The organism is Steroidobacter flavus (assembly GCF_042651805.1).
Classification (GTDB): domain Bacteria; phylum Pseudomonadota; class Gammaproteobacteria; order Steroidobacterales; family Steroidobacteraceae; genus Steroidobacter; species Steroidobacter flavus.
In genome coordinates this window covers 1177766-1193601 of record NZ_JBHSDU010000015.1, presented here as the reverse complement: position 1 = coordinate 1193601, position 15836 = coordinate 1177766, and the positions used below count along the sequence as shown (strand labels likewise).

The window sequence follows — 15836 nt, the reverse complement described above, 5'->3', positions numbered from 1 at the left end:
CTCGGTTCTCTTTTCGGTAGTGGCGGGCAACCCCCGCCACTACACTAGCCGCAGCGGGAAATATGAAGTGACCACGTAATGCATGTCTGCGTGCTTGGCGGAGGGGTGATAGGCGTCACCACGGCGTACTATCTGGCACGCGATGGCCATCGGGTAACGCTGCTCGACCGGCGCGAAGGCGTCGGGCTGGAGGCCAGCTTCGCCAATGGCGGACAGCTCAGCTATAGCTACGTTGCGCCCCTCGCGCAGCCATCGATCCTGCCCAATCTGCCGAGCTTGCTTCTTGCGCGAGACTCGGCGCTTCGTTTCGCGCCGCGCCTGGATTGTCTGCAATGGCGTTGGCTGCTCGCATTCCTGCGAGCCTGTCGCAAGGAGGTGGCGTCTCAGACCACCACTCATTTGCTGGCGCTCAGCCTCTATAGCCGCTCGCTGCTCCACGCTCTGGTGCGCGAGGAGTCCATCGACTTCGACTACAAGCGCAACGGCAAGCTGGTCCTGTTCCGGGATCGACAGGCCTTTGAGCAGGCCCAGCGGCAGATGGAATTCCAGGCGGCGCTCGGCTGCGAGCAGCAGGCGCTCGGCCCCATGGCGTGCACGACGCTGGAGCCGGCAATCGAGCCGTTGCGGACCGAGCTGGCCGGCGGCATCTACACCCCCAGCGAAGATGTCGGCGATTGTCACCAGTTCACGGTCGAACTGGCGCGATTGGCACGCGAAAAATACGGGGCAGAATTCGTCTATGGCTCGCAAATTCAGCAGCTGCATGTCGCGAACGGACGTGTCGCGGCGGCTCGCACACAACAAGGCGATGTCGAGGCCGACGCGTTCGTGGTGGCGGCCGGTATGTCGAGCGTGAGGCTGCTCGACCCGTTGGGTGTAAAGTTGCTGCTGTATCCATTGAAGGGCTACAGCTTGACCGTCCCGCTGGATCCCGGTCACAGCGCGCCTGGCGTGAGTGTCACCGATGCCGATAACAAGGTCGTGTATGCGAAGCTCGGGGAGCGACTGCGTGTCGCTGGCATGATCGATATCACCGGCAGTCCCAAGGCCGATCCGCGTCGTCTGGAGCTGCTGCGCAGGCAGGCGCGTGCAGCTTTCCCACGCGGCGGCGATTACAATCGCGCTGAAGGTTGGTCCGGTCAACGACCCGCGACGCCCAGTGGAAAGCCTGTGCTCGGCAGTACGCCTTATTCGAATCTTTGGCTCAATACCGGTCAGGGGGCGCTGGGGTTCACGCTCGCCTGTGGCAGCGCCCGGCTCGTGGCCGACAGCATTGCCCAGCGCCCGCCCTCGTTGGACATGAGCCCGTTCCGTCAAGCATGAACCTGCGGCAGATCGAAATCTTTCACGCGGTGTACGCGAGTGGTTCGGTCACAGTTGCCGCGCGAGAGCTGCATGTATCGCAAGCGTCGGTCAGCAAGACGTTGCGACATGCGGAGCGACAGGTGGGGTTCCCCTTGTTCCGGCGTCAGAAGGGGCGGCTCGTGCCCACGCCGGAAGCTCATCTGTTATTCCGCGAGGTCGACGAAGTTTATAAGCGCGTCGGCTCGCTGAAGGCTTCCATCAAGAATCTTCGCGCCGGTGGCGAAGGGCGGTTGCGTCTCGCAGTGCTGCCTTCGCTCGGTCTGGCGGTGACGCCGGCGGCGGTCGCGAGTTTCCGAGCCGCGAACCCCAAGGTGACTTTCGACGTCCAGACGCTGGATCACTCCGACATCCTGCGTTGTCTCTATGAGCGGGAGAGCGATCTCGCGGTCGGCTTCGTCGCCCCGAATCATCCGCGTCTGAAATCCGTGCAGGTCGGCTCGGGTGAGCTGGTGCTGTTACATCGGGACGGCGCGTTCGGCGGGAACAACTCACGTGTCGATCTGCGCAAGCTCGGCGGCTGCGATTACATCAGTCTCACCGGGAGCGGCCCGATTGGCGCGTTGCTGGCGGCGGAACTCGAACGTCAGCAGATTGAAGTCAACGAGATCGCTTCGGTACGCACCTTTTATGTAGCGGCCGCGTTGGTTGCGCAGGGCGCCGGCGTCAGCGTCGTTGATGAGTTCACCGCGCGTGCACCGATCTCTTCGGGGTTGGAATATCGCCGGCTCTCGCCCCGCATCTCTTTCGGTGTGTATTGCATCTGGCTGGAAGAGCAACCGCCGTCACGCGTGTGCCAGCGATTCATTGCTGAACTGCGCAAGCATTTGCCCGCATCCGCCGCAGGCGGCGGCGCATGAAGCTCGGCTTGATCGAGACCGCGGCCGTGGCGAGCATGCTGCTGCTGGCGGGCTATGCCATCCGTCGTATCGTGACACCGCTCGAACGGGTCAACATGCCTGCGCCGGTGATCGGTGGATTGATCGCTGCCGTGGGCATGCTGATCGCACGCATTCTGGAGCTGCCGACAATCGAGTTCGACACGTCGCCCCAGCAGCCGCTCATGATCGCGTTCTTCACCAGCCTGGGATTCGCGGCCAGCGTGCGTTTGCTACGAGCGGGTGGTTTGCAGGTTCTGGTGCTGCTGGCGCTATGCTCCGTGTTTGCAGTCTTGCAGAACCTGCTGGGCATTGGGATTGCCACTGCGTTCGGCTTGAATCCTCTGTTCGGTGTGATCACAGGTTCGGTCACTTTGACGGGCGGCCCGGCGACCGGGCTGGCATTCGCGCCTTTGTTTGAACAGGCCGGTGTGACGGGTGCGTCAACGGTGGCTATCACCACTGCGATGGCGGGGATCATCTTGGGAAGTTTGGTGGGGGCACCGCTTGCGACTGCGCTCATCGAGCGGCGCGGGTTGAAGACTCCGACGGTTGCGCGCTCCTCATCTGTGATTGTCGACGTGCAGGAAGCATCAGACCCTCAGGATGAGGGTGCCCGTGTCTTGCGGGTCCTGAAAACCATTGCGATATTTCTGATCGCGATGTGGCTGGGCTCGTGGATCAGCGCCGCGATCCAGCGCACCGGGCTCACCATGCCTGCCTATATCGGCGCGATGCTGGCCGCATCGGCGCTGCGTAACTTCGACGATGTGACGGGTTGGCTGAAGTTGCCGCATCGATATATCGACATGGCGGGCGCCGTCACGCTGTCGTTGTTTCTGGTGATGGCGATGATGACGCTCGATCTGCTCAAGCTGTCGAGCCTGGCCGGGCCGTTGCTGGTCGTCATCGCCGCGCAGTTGTTGCTGGTCATGCTCGCGTTCGTGTGGCCGCTCTATCAGTGGATGGGACGCGACTACGAAGCAGCCGTGATCTCCGGCGGCTTCGCCGGTTTCATGCTCGGCACGACCGCGAATGCCATGGCGGTGATGCGTTCGCTGGTCGAACGTTATGGCCCGGCGCCGCGTGCGTTTCTGGTCGCGCCGTTGGTGGGGGCGTTCTTCATGGACTTCACCAACGCACTCATCATCACGCTGTTCCTGAACCTGCTGGCCTGAACCTTCGGTGAAATCACTTAAAGCGCTCGCGTCGCCTTGACCGCTCTCGCAACCCGCGTCTAAAAGGGCCTCATGCAAACATCTGCGCGGTTCCTGGTTCGATTCGCACTCGTCGTGGCGACGTTCGTCGCCGTTCCCGCATTGGCCAGCGACCCGGCACTGCCCATCGCGGACATCGACGCCCGGATGGCGACCATACTGAAGGAGTGGGACCAGCCGGGCATGGCGATTGCGCTCGTCACCCGCGACGGCATCGTTCACGAGAAAGGCTTTGGTGTCCGCGACCTTCGCAGCAAGCAGCCTGTCGACGAGCGCACGCTGTTCGGTATCGCGTCGTTGTCCAAGAGCTTTGCTTCTGCCACGGTCGCGAAGCTGGTCGCGGACGGTCGCATGAACTGGGACGACCCGGTGATCCGACATTTGCCGTGGTTCGCGATGCCCCGTGAACGCGACACGCCGGAAGTCACGTTGCGCGATCTGCTCAGCATGCGCAGCGGATTCGGCAGCTCGGAATATACGTTCCGCCGCGTCAGTGCCAATCGGGCGGACCATGTTCGTCGCATTCGGTTCCTCGAACAGCGTCATCCCTTGCGCAGCGAGTACCTGTACACGACAGATTCATACACGGCCATCGGCGAAGTCGTCGCGACCGTCACGGCCGAGCCGTGGGAAGCGTTCGCCGCCGACATGTTCTGGAAGCCGATCGGCATGACCCGCACGAACGCGGATCACACGGTGGCGCGTGCAGACAGCAACGCAGCGTCTCCGCACATCACCGTCCAGGGACGGAAGCAGCCCATCGATTGGATCTACGAGGACTACAACGCGCTGCCCGCCGGCGGCGTGAATTCGACCGCTCACGATCTGGGGCTGTGGCTGCAGTTTCAGCTCAACGATGGCGCCGTCAACGGCAAAGCGCTCCTGCCTTTTGCAGCCTTGAAGGAAACTCGCACGCCGCAGACGCCGGAGCGAGGGCGCTTCGCGGGTAGTGCCTGGTCGGAAGCGGCAGGCGAGGGCGACGACGCGTTTCGTCACCCGGCGTATGCGATGGGCTGGACGACACACACGTATCGCGGTCACGACGTCGTCTCGCATGCCGGCGGCATCGATGGCTTTCGCACCTTCATGGGTTTCTTGCCGGACGACAACATCGGCATCGTCGTGCTCACGAACGCCGATCAGTCGTTGCTGGCGATGGCTGCATTCCAGACGATGGTCGATGCCGCGTTGGGTCGCGGTGTATCGAACCGATGGAGCGAGAGCTTCCGGCGGATGGCTGTCGCCGATGCCGAGGCTGGCAAGAAGCGCCGCTCCGAGTTGGAAGCCGGTCGCCTCAAAGGCACCAAGCCCTCGTTGCCGCTCGATCGATACACCGGTACCTTCGCCGACAATGGCGCGTTCGGCGAGGCACGAGTTCATGTCGACAATGGCAAGCTAGTGATCGATGCCGGCCGCATGCAGTACGACCTGAGTCACTGGCATCAAGATCAGTTCGAGGCCAAGCCGCGCTGGCCTTACGAAATGGCATCACGAAATTTCTTTGTGAGCTTTCGGCTCGATGCGCGCGGGCAAATCGTCGGTTTCGACTTCAGCACCGGCTCAGTCTTCAAGCGGCTGAAGTAGCCGCGCCCAAGCGTTTGCGCTCTCCAGTTTGCGCAAGCGCAGCGGATTTCAGTTGATAACCGGTTGTTGACAGGTCACAGCCCGGTCACATTCCACTCCATCCCCATCTGAAAACAGCGCAGCGTGGCGACGGCGATTTGCCGACGTTAGGATCGCTACGCAATGTAATTCTCACGCCACGGCAAACGCCGGGCGCCCGCTAGTTCCAGCATCGGAACCTCGTCCAGCGCAGCGCCTATTCATCGAAGGATCGATTAACGCGGTCGCGACTCTCTCGAGGAGTCGTGCTCGACGGGCTGCTTTTGCTCGCGGCAACAGTGCGCATCGACATCGTTCTTCGTATCGAGTGGTTGTTAGCAAAATGTCTCAGCATGATTCTCGTAGTTCGGGCAAAGCCTCACTGAGGTTGGTGATCTCAACGCTGCTGGCGCTCAATGGCGCAGCACTCATGGCGACCGAGGCATGCGCGCAAGACAGCGATGCAGGCGACTCGACAGTAGCGCCATCGGAAGTGGATACGGTCGTCGTGATCGGCTCGCGCAGCGGCGAGGCGACGGTGCTCAACAGCGCCGCGCCGGTTCAGGTCGTGAGCGGCGCCGATCTCGCTGAGAGCGGCGCGCGAACGCTCAGTGAAGCGTTGCAGTCCACGGTGCCATCTTTCAGCTTCCCGACGTCGGCAGCGTCGAGCAACGCGGCGAGCTTCGTTAAAGGCGTCGCGCTGAGAGGCCTCGCGGCCGACCAAACATTGGTGCTGGTCAATGGCAAGCGGCGTCACGCGTCGGCGCAACTCAATGCGTCCACCGGTGTGACCAAAGGCGCTCAGACGGTCGACTTGAACAGCATTCCCTTGAACGCCATCGAGCGCGTTGAAGTGCTGCTCGATGGCGCGTCCGCGCAGTACGGCTCGGATGCGGTCGCGGGCGTCGTCAATATCGTGCTCAAGGAAAGCACCGAAGGTTCGGATCTGTCCGCGCAGTTCTCGAAGAACGCGAAGGGCGATGGCGATACCTACTCGGTCGGCGGCAGTCTCGGCTCGACGCTGCCCGGCGACGGTTTCGTCACGGTCTCGTTCGACGCATGGGATATCGACGCCACGCGGCTGTCGACGCTCGACACGCGTCAGATGTACTTCGCCAACGATCCGCGCGAATCGACCTACGATAATCGCGACTGGTTCTATGGCAGCGGCGCTTCCAAGCGCTACAACCTCTTCGTCAACGCCGAGAGCACGATCGGTTGGGCGACCTTGTATGGCTTTGGCTCGTACGGTTGGCGCGAGGATCACGGCTTCGGCAATTTGCGCCAGCCCAACTCGGATCAAACGGTTCGCGCGCTGTTTCCCGACGGGTTCCAGCCGTTCCTGGACATCAAGTCCCAGGACGCGTCGGCAACGGTCGGCGCAAGGTTCGGCTCCGATGCGCTCGGTGCGTTCGATCTGAGCGCGACGTACGGTCGCAACCGGGTCGAGAGCGTGGTGTGGAACACGAACAACGCGAGCCTCGGCACCGCCAGCGGCACGCGTTTCGATACGGGTGACTTGCTCAATGTCCAGAGTAGCGTGAACCTGGACTGGACCCATTCGTTCGACGTGCCGGTGTTGTCGGCACCGTTGAAGGTCGCGGCCGGTGTGACGTATCGCCACGAAAGTTATGAAGTGTTCGAAGGCGACTACGGGTCGTGGGCGAACGGCGGCGTGCGCATCATCGACGGCCCGAACGCAGGCCGAGTCGCGACGCCAGCCTCGCAAGGCTTCGGTGGCTTCTCGCCGGATGACGCCGGACGATTGAGTCGCGATGTCGAAGGCGCGTACGTGGAGTTTGAGAACGAGCTCACCGAAAAGCTCAGAGTCACGCTGTCGGGTCGTAGCGAGCACTACTCCGACTTCGGCTCCACGACCAACGGCCGACTGGCATTGCGTTACGAAGTGCTGCCGAGCCTCGCCTGGCGTGGCAGCGCGAGCACGGGCTATCGCGCGCCGTCGTTGGGTCAGTCGGCGTATTCGCGCACCATTCCAAACATCACGAATGGCGTGTTGGCCACCAATCGTCTCGCTCGAGTGGATAGCGCGCTCGCGCGTGCGCTCGGTGCGACCAGCCTGACGCCGGAAGAGTCGGTCAACTTCTCGACCGGTCTGGTCTGGACGCCGACCAGTCATGCCTCGCTGACGGCCGACGTGTATCAGATCGACATCGACGATCGCATCGTGTTGTCGGAAGTGTTGTCCGGTCCGTTGGTGACAGCGGCGCTAAATGCCGCCGGCTTCTCGACGTTCTCCGGCTTGCAGTACTTCACCAACGCTGCGGACACCCGCACGCGCGGTCTGGATGTCACGGGCCGCTATGGATTCACCTTCGGCGGCGGACACGATCTCAATTTCAGCCTGGGTTACAACCGCAACGAAACGGAGATCACGGGTCGCAAGCCGACGCCGAGCGTTCTGGCTGGCAGCAACCTGGTGCTGATCGGTCGCGAGAGCGCCGGCATCATCGAGCAGGCCAATCCGACCTCGTTCGTGCGCCTGGCGGCGGACTATTCGTTCGACAGCTTCAGCGCGCACCTGGCGGGCCTTCGCTATGGAACGTACAAAACATTCCATACCAGCAATCCGGCGCTCGATCAGACGTACGGCGAACAGTACGTCGTCAACCTGAGCGCGGACTATCGCTTCAGCGATGCCTTCAACGCGACGCTCGGCGTGAACAACCTGTTCGACAGCCATCCGGACAAGGTGCTGCCGGCGCTGCGTAACCCGGTGGTCTCGTTGTATTCGAACCTGTCGCCCGAAGGCGGCGCCGGCGCGGTCTACTACGCGCGTTTCAACTTTTCCTTCTGAGTGAGAGCCATGAACAAATTTTCCATCAAGCCCGTGCTCGTGGCGCTGACCTTGCTGTCGCCTGTAGTTGTTGTCCAGGCAGCGGAACACAGCACGCCTGTAAAAGAAAAAGTGTCGCCTGAACAGCGCCGCGAGGTGCTGCAAGCGGTCGAGCAGTGGAAGCAGGCGGTGATCAAGAAAGATCGCGCCGGTTTGGAACGCGCGTACCACGCCGATCTGTCCTACGGGCATACCGACGGTGCGGTGCTGACCAAGAAAGAGCAGATCGATCGCACCATCGTGCCGAACCGCGACTTCACCGATGTCGATCTCACCGACATCGCGGTTCGCGTCTACGGCAACACCGCCTTCGTCACCGGAGGCTTTGCGTTCCACGTGGCCGAGAAAGGCAGCGAGCCGCGCGTCGCCAAGCTCGCCGGTTTGGATGTTTGGACCAAGGGCCCGCAAGGCTGGCAGTTGATTGCCCGCCAGCTGACCCGCTTGCCGTAATCACGACTCGGAGACTCACGACCATGCATAGTTCACTCATTCGTAAGTCACGTGTCGGGCTCGCTGTGGCGCTGCTCGTGGCAACGACCTCTTTCGCGGCACCGTCTGCGGACAACCTGCAGAAGGCCGCCGCGATTCACAAGCAGATTGTCACGTTCGACAATCATCTGGACATCCCGTTCGAGTTCGGCGCCGGCGCGCTCGATGCGGCCAACAATGGCGAGTCGCAGTTCGATCTGCCCAAGGTGGAGCAGGGCATTCTCAAGGGCGCGGCCATCGCGATCTTCGTTCCGCAAGGGGCGCGAACCGCTGAAGGCGTGCAACAGGCGCGTGCGAAGGCCGAGCAGAAATACGAAATCCTCACATCGATCGCCAAGAAATATCCCGACCGCGCCGAGATCGCCTATACGCCGGCCGACGTCCGACGCATCGAGAAGTCGGGCAAGTTCGCCATCGTGCTGAGCATTCTCAACGGCAGTCTGATCGGCAACGATCTGTCGCAGATCAATGCCTGGCAGGCCAAGGGCGTGCGGCTGTTCGGTTTCACTCACAACGGCAACAACGATCTCGCCGACTCCTCGCGTCCTCACCTGTTGCTCGGCGACAAGCTCGATGAGCACAAGGGTCTGTCGGAGCTGGGCAAGAAGGCGGTCGCGCGTCTCAACGAGCTTGGCGTCGTCATCGACGTGTCGCAGCTGTCGGGCAACGCGCTGGCGCAAGTGCTGAGTCTCACGAAGGCGCCGGTCGTCGCGTCGCATTCGAATGCACGAGCCATCATCGATCACCCGCGCAACCTTAGCGACGAGCAGTTGCTGGCGATCAAGAAGAACGGTGGCGTGGTCGCGGTCAATGCCTACAGCACGTGGGTGCGGCCGTTGCCTGCGGAGGCACAACGTAAGCTCAACGAGATTCGTGCGAAGTATGGTGTGCCTCAGGAAGCCAACATCGCGGGCGTGCAGCCGCTCACCGAGAAGGGCGTGAAAGTGCTGTCTCGAGAGACGTTCGCCAAGTACAGCGAGGAGTTCCACGATGTGACGGGGTCGGCCGAGTACCGCGCCTCACTCGAGGAATACGTGAATCAGATCGACTACGTCGTGAAGAAGATTGGCATCGACCACGTCGGCATCTCTTCGGACTTCAACCATGGCGGCGGCGTCACGGGCTGGAATAACGAGGGCGAGTCGTTGAACGTCACGGCGGAGCTGCTGCGACGGGGCTACTCGCAGGAGCAGATCGCCAAATTGTGGGGCGGCAATTTCCTGCGCGTGTGGGAAAAGGTTCAGTCGCTCGCCAAGTCCTGATCGAGATCGGCCATGCATCGACGTAACGTTCTTCAGCTCCTGGGGGCCACGGCGGTCGCCGCGGCCTACGGCTCATCCGCCCGCGCCGCGCGATCAGGCGATCGCGTGGTGGTGATCGGGGCCGGCATTCTCGGTGCGGCCATTTCGTATCACCTGGCTCGACGAGGGGCGAAAGTCACCCTCCTCGAGAAGACTGCACCGGCGAGCGGCACGACCGGCGATTCGTTCGCTTATCTCAACGCTTCGACGAAGTCGTCGTCACGACCGTACTTCGACCTCAATGCGCGAGGCATGGCGGGATGGCGCCGTTGGCAAGCGGAGTTTGGCGCTGCTTTGCCGTTGCAGTGGGGTGGTTCCATTTACTGGCGTGATGAGAACGCCGCCGCGGAGAAGTTACTGTCGACGCTGCGGATCTGTCAGGAGTGGGGCTATTCCGGTCGACGTGTCGACGAAGGCGAGTTGCGAGGGTTGCTGCCGAAGGCGTCGTTGGGCCGCGTGGATGGTGCAGTTGTCTATGAAGAGGAGGGCGTCGTCGATCCGGTGGGTGCGGTTCGCGTGCTGCTCGATCGAGCCAAAGCGCTTGGCGCGACGTTGCGCTTTCCCGTTGAGGTGACAGGCATCGATGTCGCGGGCGATCGAGTCCGCGGCGTGAAAACGAACGAAGGAAACATCGAGGCCGACACCGTCGTCGTGGCGGCCGGTATCGGCAGTCAATGGCTCGCGAACTCGCTCGGCGTGAAGTTGCCGTTGGTGCCGTCGCCCGGCGTGCTGATTCACACGGCTCCGCAGCCCAAGCTGCTGGACTCAGTGGTGTTCGCGCCCACCAGTACCGTCAAGCAGAGCCTCGACGGTCGTATCGTGAGCAGCAGCGGTCACGAAGGCTCGAGCGAAGGCGGCGATCTGCAACAGCAAGGTCAGCGCATCCTCGCGAACGCGGCTCGGTACTTCCCAACCTTGAAGGACGCGAAGATCGAGCGAGTGAGCCATGGTCTGCGAGTGTTGCCCCAGGATGGTTTTCCGGTCCTCGGCTACGCGCCGAAGGTCGGGAATCTGTATCTGGCCGTGACTCACAGTGGTATTACGCTCGCGCCGGCCGTCGCCCAATTCGCAACCCAGGAGATCCTGGACGGGATCGCGCCCGACGTACTGGCGCCATTCCGGCCGACGCGGTTCGCATAATTTCGCAAAAGTAGTTCTCTATCCCGATGAGCTTGTGGTCTAATTGCGCCGCCTCTCGAGGGGAGTAGCCGGAGCGTCAGCTCCTGCCGTGTCGTCAGTACGGAGTCTTGCCACCCGGCGCGGGTGATGAGGTTTCCCGGCACCGCAGACCACGCATAGCGTGGGTGGCAAGACCGAAGCGGCCGTGGTCCTCCCCCTATTCACGCCGGTTTCGCGCCGACGGCTTTCGCGAGAGGCTTTCATGAGCTCTATCGGTACTCCGCTGATGTGGTGGTTATTCGCCGCATTCGTGGTGCTTGCGCTGGTCGTCGACTTCATTGCGCTCAATAAACAAGGCGCCCACAAGGTCTCGATGCGCGAGGCGTTCGTGTGGTCGCTGATCTGGGTCGGTGTCAGCGCGGCCTTCGCCGGCTGGCTGTGGTGGTACCTGGGGCAAAGTCCCGACGAGGCCACCCGCGCGCTGGCCAACACCAAACTGCTGGAATTCACGACCGGTTATCTGGTCGAGAAAGCGCTCGCCGTCGACAACGTCTTCGTCTTCCTGATGGTCTTCACGTACTTCTCGGTGCCGGGGGAGTATCAGAAGCGCGTGTTGATGTTCGGCATTCTCGGCGCCATCGTGTTGCGCGCGGCCATGATCCTGGTCGGAGCCTGGTTGATCGCGCGCTTTCACTGGGTGCTGTATCTGTTCGGCGCCTTCCTGGTGTTCACCGGTATCAAGATGTGGTGGGCGGCCGGGCAGGAGCCCGATCTCGAATCCAATCCCGCGTTGAAATGGTTGCGTCGTCGCATGCGTGTCGCGCCCGGCTATGACGGCGAACGACTGTTCACAAACATCGACGGCAAGCGGCTGGCGACGCCGCTGGCGCTGGTCGTGGTGTTGATCGGCATCGTCGATGTCGTGTTCGCGGTGGACTCGATTCCCGCCATCTTCGCCATCACGACCGATCCGTTCATCGTGCTGACCTCGAACGTCTTCGCAATCCTGGGCCTGCGGGCGCTGTACTTCTTGCTCGCCGGTATGCACGAGCGCTTCCATCTGCTCTCTTACGGCCTTGCGGTCGTGCTGTTGTTCATCGGCACCAAGATGCTGTTGCTCGACATCTACAAGATCCCGGTCGGCCTCTCGCTCGGCGTCACGGCGGCCATTCTTGCGGCTTCGATGATTCTGTCTGCATGGATACCGCCCAGTGACAAGAAAGGCACGGCTTATCCGTTTGCCGCCAAGAAGCCGGACCCTCAGGAGAAGCGCTGAAACACCAGCGTCCCGTTGGTGCCGCCGAAGCCGAAGCTGTTGGACATGACCGTCTGGATGCGCTGCTCGCGAGTGGCGCGCAGGATCGGGTAGGGGGCGCACGCGGGATCGATCTCTTCGATGTTTGCTGAGCCCGCCATGAAGCCGTCGCGGAGCATGAGCAGGCTGTAGATTGCTTCATGCACACCGGCGGCGCCGAGCGAATGACCGGAGAGCGATTTGGTCGAAGAGATGGCGGGGATTTGCGCCCCGAACACTTCGCTGATCGCTCTGAGCTCGATGGCATCGCCGAGCGGCGTTGAGGTGCCGTGCGCGTTGAGATAGTCGATCGGGCTCTTCACGGTCGCCAGCGCTTGTTGCATGCAACGAACCGCACCTTCACCGGAAGGTTGAACCATATCGGCACCATCGGCGGTCACGCCGAAGCCGACGAGCTCGGCAATGATGGGCGCACCTCGTGCACTCGCGTGCTCGAGCGATTCGAGCACGAGCATGCCGCCGCCGCTGGCGATGACGAATCCGTCGCGCTGTGCGTCGTAGGCGCGTGAGGCTGTCTCCGGCCGATCGTTGCGACCGGCGGAGAGCGCACCCATGGCGTCGAAGAGCGCGGTCAACGACCAATGCTCTTCCTCCCCGCCGCCGCAGAACATCACATCCTGGTGGCCCCATCGAATTTGTTCTGCGGCGGCGCCTATGCAATGTGCGCTGGTCGCGCAGGCGGAAGTCACGGAGTAACTCACGCCTTTGATGTGAAACGTCGTGGCGAGGCAAGCGGCAACGGTACTGCACATCGTTCGAGGCACGCGCGTTGCTCCAACCTTGCGCACACCGCGTGAGCGTACGATGTCCGCCGACTCGACCACGTTCGCAGGCGAGCCGCCGCCGCTTCCGGCGATCAGGCCGGTGCGGGGATGACTCACTTGAGTTTCAGTCAGGCCGCTGTCGCGAATGGCCTGCGATAACGAAATCGCAGCGAATGCCGCGGCGTCGCCCATGAAGCGTAGGTCCCGGCGATCGACGTGATCCTGCGTGTTGATTTGAGGCACGCCTGCGATCTGGCTGCGCAAGCCGATCTCGGCGTATTGAGGCATCGCTCGAATGCCGGAGCGGCCGATGCGCAACGATTCGCTGACGGTCTGCAGATCATTCCCGAGGCAGGAGACGATGCCCATGCCTGTCACGACCACCCGCCGCATTATTCGATTCCAGGCGTGAGTGACATGCCGCCCATGCGAGCGGGCCCGTCGAACAGTCCCACGCGCAGTCCGCGTGCAGCGTAGATCCGCTCGCCGTCCGCAAACAATGTGCCGTCGCCGGTAATCATGATGAGCTTGCGGACGATGACGCGACGAATGTCTATTTGATACGTGACGCGCCTGACGCTCGGTAACACCTGACCGAAGAAACGAACCTCGTCGACCCCCAGCGCACGGCCGAGCCCCTTGTGCTGACTCCACGCGAGGTAGAAGCCGATCAGTTGCCACATGGCATCGAGCCCGAGACAACCCGGCATCACGGGGTCGCCGCGGAAGTGACAATCGAAGAACCAGAGGCTCGGATCGATATCCAGTTCTGCCCGCACTTCGCCGCGATCGTAAGCGCCGCCGTGCGAGGATATCCAGGTGATGCGATCGACCATGCGCATGGGGCCGACCGGCAGACGGGGCGTATTCGGCCCGAACAGATCGCCTTCACCGCAGGCGATCAGTTCCTCTTTCGAGAACGACGATTGACGAAGGGGCGGTGCCGTGTTGGCGACGGCGGCGATCGTGGTGTGCATGGGCCCGATTAGAGCGCACGATGCGCGAGGTCATCTTGACGTGAGTCAATTGCGCCCGCTGAATTTGCATGCAGCAGGGCCCACATCGCATCGGTGCGCTCCAGTACTTCGCGAGTCATCTCGATCGGCCGGCCCCAGGTTCGTTGGGTTTCGGCGGGCCATTTGTTGGTGGCGTCGATGCCGAGCTTGGAGCCCAGTCCTGCGACCGGGCTGGCAAAATCCAGGTAATCGATGGGCGTCCGGCGTACCAGATGCGTGTCTCGCGCCGGATCGACGCGGGTGGCGATGGCCCAGATCACTTCCTGCCAATCGCGGATGTTCACGTCGTCGTCGGTGACGATGACGAACTTGATATAAAGGAACTGTCGAAGGTACGACCACACGGCCTGCATCACCTGGCGCGCATGCCCCGGATAGGACTTGCGAATGCTCACCACGGCGACCCGATAGGAACAAGCCTCCGGCGGCAAATAGAAATCTGTAATCTCTGGGTAGCTCCGCTGCAACATAGGCACGAACATTTCATTCAGAGACATCGCCAGAACTGACGGTTCATCCCAGGGTGAGCGGCCCATGTAGCCGCCGTGATAGAACGCCTGCTCTCGCAGGCAGATGCGATCGATGGTGAATACCGGGAAGGTTGCCTGCGAGTTGTAATAGCCGGTGTGATCGCCGAACGGTCCTTCGAGCGCTTCATCGCCTGGCATGATGTGACCTTCGAAGACGATTTCCGCCGTGGCGGGCGCGTCGAGACCGACACTGGTCCGATAAACCTCGCTCCGCTGACGACGCAACAGCCCCGCGAACTGATATTCGGAAACGCTGTCCGGGATGGGCGCCGTCGCGGCGATGAGCAGCGCGGGATCGGCACCGATGGCGACGACTACAGGAAAAGGCTTGCCCGGATGAGTCTTTTGCCAGTCGTGAAAGTCGAGGGCGCCGCCGCGGTGGGGGAGCCAGCGCATGATGACCCGGTTGCGCCCGATCACTTGCTGACGATAGATCGCGACGTTCTGACGCGGCTTGCGAGTGCCGCGAGTGACGACGAGACCCCAGGTGATGAGTCGACCGGCGTCTTCAGGCCAACAGGTCCAGATCGGCAAGCGCGCGAGATCGATCTGATCGCCGGTCAGCACATGCTGGTGGCACGGTGGACTCGAGATGACGCGCGGTGTCGCTTTGAGCAGCGGTAGAAAGGTCGGCAGTCGTTCGAGCAGCGCGCTGGGACGATCGGGCCACTGCGGCTCCTTGAGCGCGCTCAGCAGTTCGCCGAGATGGCGCAGCTCCTTCACGTCGGCATAGCCGAGCGCGGCGGCGACTCGCGCCTGCGTTCCAAACAAATTGCCAAGCACCGGCATGTCAGAACCGCGCGGATGCTCGAACCACAGCGCCGGCCCTCCGGTTTGAAGGCTGCGCTGACACAGCGCCGTCATTTCGAGATTCGGATCCACCGCGAAAGGGACGCGCTTCAGGTCGCCCTTGCGCTCCAAGGCGCGCAGAAAGTCGCGCAGGCTCGAGTAACTCATCCGCGTTTCGATTTGACTATGATCAAACTGATGCGGCCGCGGCCGTGGCATGAATGGGCGAATTCCATTCGCTGGAGATGTCCGTGCCCGATCCCACCGCCGTGCTCAGTCCGCTGCTCCGGCTCGCGCCTGCAACGGTTCATTCTCGAGCCATTGCGTTTCTCGTCAACCGACTGATGCGCGGACAGTCCATTGAGCCGCGCCTGTCGGAGCTGGCGGGAAAGAGGTTCTGTCTGCACGTTCAAGACGTGCCGCTCGCGCTCACGTTCGAAATCACAGCCGACGGATTGCGACGCTCGGACCTCGCCGCCGATGTGACCTTTCGAGGCGCGCTGCGGGACTTCGCGTCGCTGGCCGCGCGGCGGGAAGATCCCGATGCACTTTTCTTTCAACGCCGCCTGGCGGTGGAGGGCGAAACGGAAACGGGGCTGC

12 protein-coding genes and 1 pseudogene are annotated in these 15836 nt (G+C 62.4%); 10 read left to right on the top strand and 3 right to left on the bottom strand.

The window, feature by feature from the left end:
• Nucleotides 1-78: 78 nt before the first annotated feature.
• The 9 genes from ACFPN2_RS32870 to ACFPN2_RS32830 all read left to right on the top strand — a co-directional run bounded on the left by ACFPN2_RS32870 (nucleotide 79) and on the right by ACFPN2_RS32830 (nucleotide 12098).
• A complete protein-coding gene (locus tag ACFPN2_RS32870; RefSeq protein WP_380604665.1) occupies nucleotides 79-1323 on the top strand; it encodes a D-amino acid dehydrogenase in 1245 nt (414 codons plus the stop codon).
• A complete protein-coding gene (locus ACFPN2_RS32865) occupies nucleotides 1320-2222 on the top strand; it encodes a LysR family transcriptional regulator (protein WP_380604663.1) in 903 nt (300 codons plus the stop codon). The genes ACFPN2_RS32870 and ACFPN2_RS32865 overlap by 4 nt, the downstream gene beginning before the upstream one ends.
• Nucleotides 2219-3418: a sodium/glutamate symporter gene (locus ACFPN2_RS32860; protein WP_380604661.1), complete on the top strand. Its 1200-nt coding sequence runs from the start codon at nucleotides 2219-2221 to the stop codon at nucleotides 3416-3418. The genes ACFPN2_RS32865 and ACFPN2_RS32860 overlap by 4 nt, the downstream gene beginning before the upstream one ends.
• A 72-nt stretch (nucleotides 3419-3490) precedes the next feature.
• Entirely contained in the window at nucleotides 3491-5041 is a 1551-nt protein-coding gene (locus ACFPN2_RS32855; RefSeq protein ID WP_380604659.1) for a serine hydrolase, read from the top strand.
• A gap of 409 nt (nucleotides 5042-5450) precedes the next feature.
• Nucleotides 5451-7874, top strand: coding sequence for a TonB-dependent receptor plug domain-containing protein (locus ACFPN2_RS32850; protein ID WP_380604657.1), 2424 nt, complete (start codon nucleotides 5451-5453; stop codon nucleotides 7872-7874).
• A gap of 9 nt (nucleotides 7875-7883) precedes the next feature.
• Nucleotides 7884-8363, top strand: coding sequence for a nuclear transport factor 2 family protein (locus tag ACFPN2_RS32845; protein ID WP_380604655.1), 480 nt, complete (start codon nucleotides 7884-7886; stop codon nucleotides 8361-8363).
• A 23-nt stretch (nucleotides 8364-8386) separates the two neighbouring features.
• A complete protein-coding gene (locus ACFPN2_RS32840; RefSeq protein ID WP_380604654.1) occupies nucleotides 8387-9664 on the top strand; it encodes a dipeptidase in 1278 nt (425 codons plus the stop codon).
• Between the two features lie 12 nt (nucleotides 9665-9676).
• Complete coding sequence (locus ACFPN2_RS32835) at nucleotides 9677-10843, top strand: NAD(P)/FAD-dependent oxidoreductase (RefSeq protein WP_380604652.1); 1167 nt, start codon at nucleotides 9677-9679, stop codon at nucleotides 10841-10843.
• Between the two features lie 241 nt (nucleotides 10844-11084).
• A complete protein-coding gene (locus tag ACFPN2_RS32830) occupies nucleotides 11085-12098 on the top strand; it encodes a TerC family protein (RefSeq protein WP_380604650.1) in 1014 nt (337 codons plus the stop codon).
• On the opposite strand, the gene fabB is transcribed toward ACFPN2_RS32830, so the two are convergent.
• Genes fabB through ACFPN2_RS32815 form a run of 3 tightly spaced genes read right to left on the bottom strand, consistent with a single transcriptional unit; the run spans nucleotide 12083 to nucleotide 15404 of the window.
• Nucleotides 12083-13294 carry a beta-ketoacyl-ACP synthase I gene (gene fabB, locus ACFPN2_RS32825; RefSeq protein WP_380604648.1) on the bottom strand — a complete coding sequence of 404 codons (1212 nt, stop codon included), beginning with the start codon at nucleotides 13292-13294 and terminating at the stop codon, nucleotides 12083-12085. The genes ACFPN2_RS32830 and fabB overlap by 16 nt on opposite strands.
• Nucleotides 13294-13878: a bifunctional 3-hydroxydecanoyl-ACP dehydratase/trans-2-decenoyl-ACP isomerase gene (gene fabA / locus ACFPN2_RS32820; RefSeq protein WP_380604646.1), complete on the bottom strand. Its 585-nt coding sequence runs from the start codon at nucleotides 13876-13878 to the stop codon at nucleotides 13294-13296. Before fabA ends, fabB begins: the two co-directional genes overlap by 1 nt.
• An 8-nt stretch (nucleotides 13879-13886) precedes the next feature.
• A complete protein-coding gene (locus ACFPN2_RS32815) occupies nucleotides 13887-15404 on the bottom strand; it encodes a UbiD family decarboxylase (RefSeq protein ID WP_380604644.1) in 1518 nt (505 codons plus the stop codon).
• A gap of 53 nt (nucleotides 15405-15457) precedes the next feature.
• Here ACFPN2_RS32815 and ubiT point away from each other — a divergent pair.
• Nucleotides 15458-15811: pseudogene (ubiT, locus tag ACFPN2_RS32810) on the top strand (ubiquinone anaerobic biosynthesis accessory factor UbiT); the annotation flags it as partial.
• Between the last annotated feature and the right edge of the window lie 25 nt (nucleotides 15812-15836).

Excerpts from the sequence above, each read along its gene's own strand:
- ACFPN2_RS32870 (WP_380604665.1), top strand. The coding sequence starts at position 79 with ATGCATGTCTGCGTGCTTGGCGGAGGGGTGATAGGCGTCACCACGGCG.
- ACFPN2_RS32865 (WP_380604663.1), top strand. The coding sequence starts at position 1,320 with ATGAACCTGCGGCAGATCGAAATCTTTCACGCGGTGTACGCGAGTGGT.
- ACFPN2_RS32860 (WP_380604661.1), top strand. The coding sequence starts at position 2,219 with ATGAAGCTCGGCTTGATCGAGACCGCGGCCGTGGCGAGCATGCTGCTG.
- ACFPN2_RS32855 (WP_380604659.1), top strand. The coding sequence starts at position 3,491 with ATGCAAACATCTGCGCGGTTCCTGGTTCGATTCGCACTCGTCGTGGCG.
- ACFPN2_RS32845 (WP_380604655.1), top strand. The coding sequence starts at position 7,884 with ATGAACAAATTTTCCATCAAGCCCGTGCTCGTGGCGCTGACCTTGCTG.
- ACFPN2_RS32840 (WP_380604654.1), top strand. The coding sequence starts at position 8,387 with ATGCATAGTTCACTCATTCGTAAGTCACGTGTCGGGCTCGCTGTGGCG.
- ACFPN2_RS32835 (WP_380604652.1), top strand. The coding sequence starts at position 9,677 with ATGCATCGACGTAACGTTCTTCAGCTCCTGGGGGCCACGGCGGTCGCC.
- ACFPN2_RS32830 (WP_380604650.1), top strand. The coding sequence starts at position 11,085 with ATGAGCTCTATCGGTACTCCGCTGATGTGGTGGTTATTCGCCGCATTC.
- fabB (WP_380604648.1), bottom strand. The coding sequence starts at position 13,294 with ATGCGGCGGGTGGTCGTGACAGGCATGGGCATCGTCTCCTGCCTCGGG.
- fabA (WP_380604646.1), bottom strand. The coding sequence starts at position 13,878 with ATGCACACCACGATCGCCGCCGTCGCCAACACGGCACCGCCCCTTCGT.
- ACFPN2_RS32815 (WP_380604644.1), bottom strand. The coding sequence starts at position 15,404 with ATGAGTTACTCGAGCCTGCGCGACTTTCTGCGCGCCTTGGAGCGCAAG.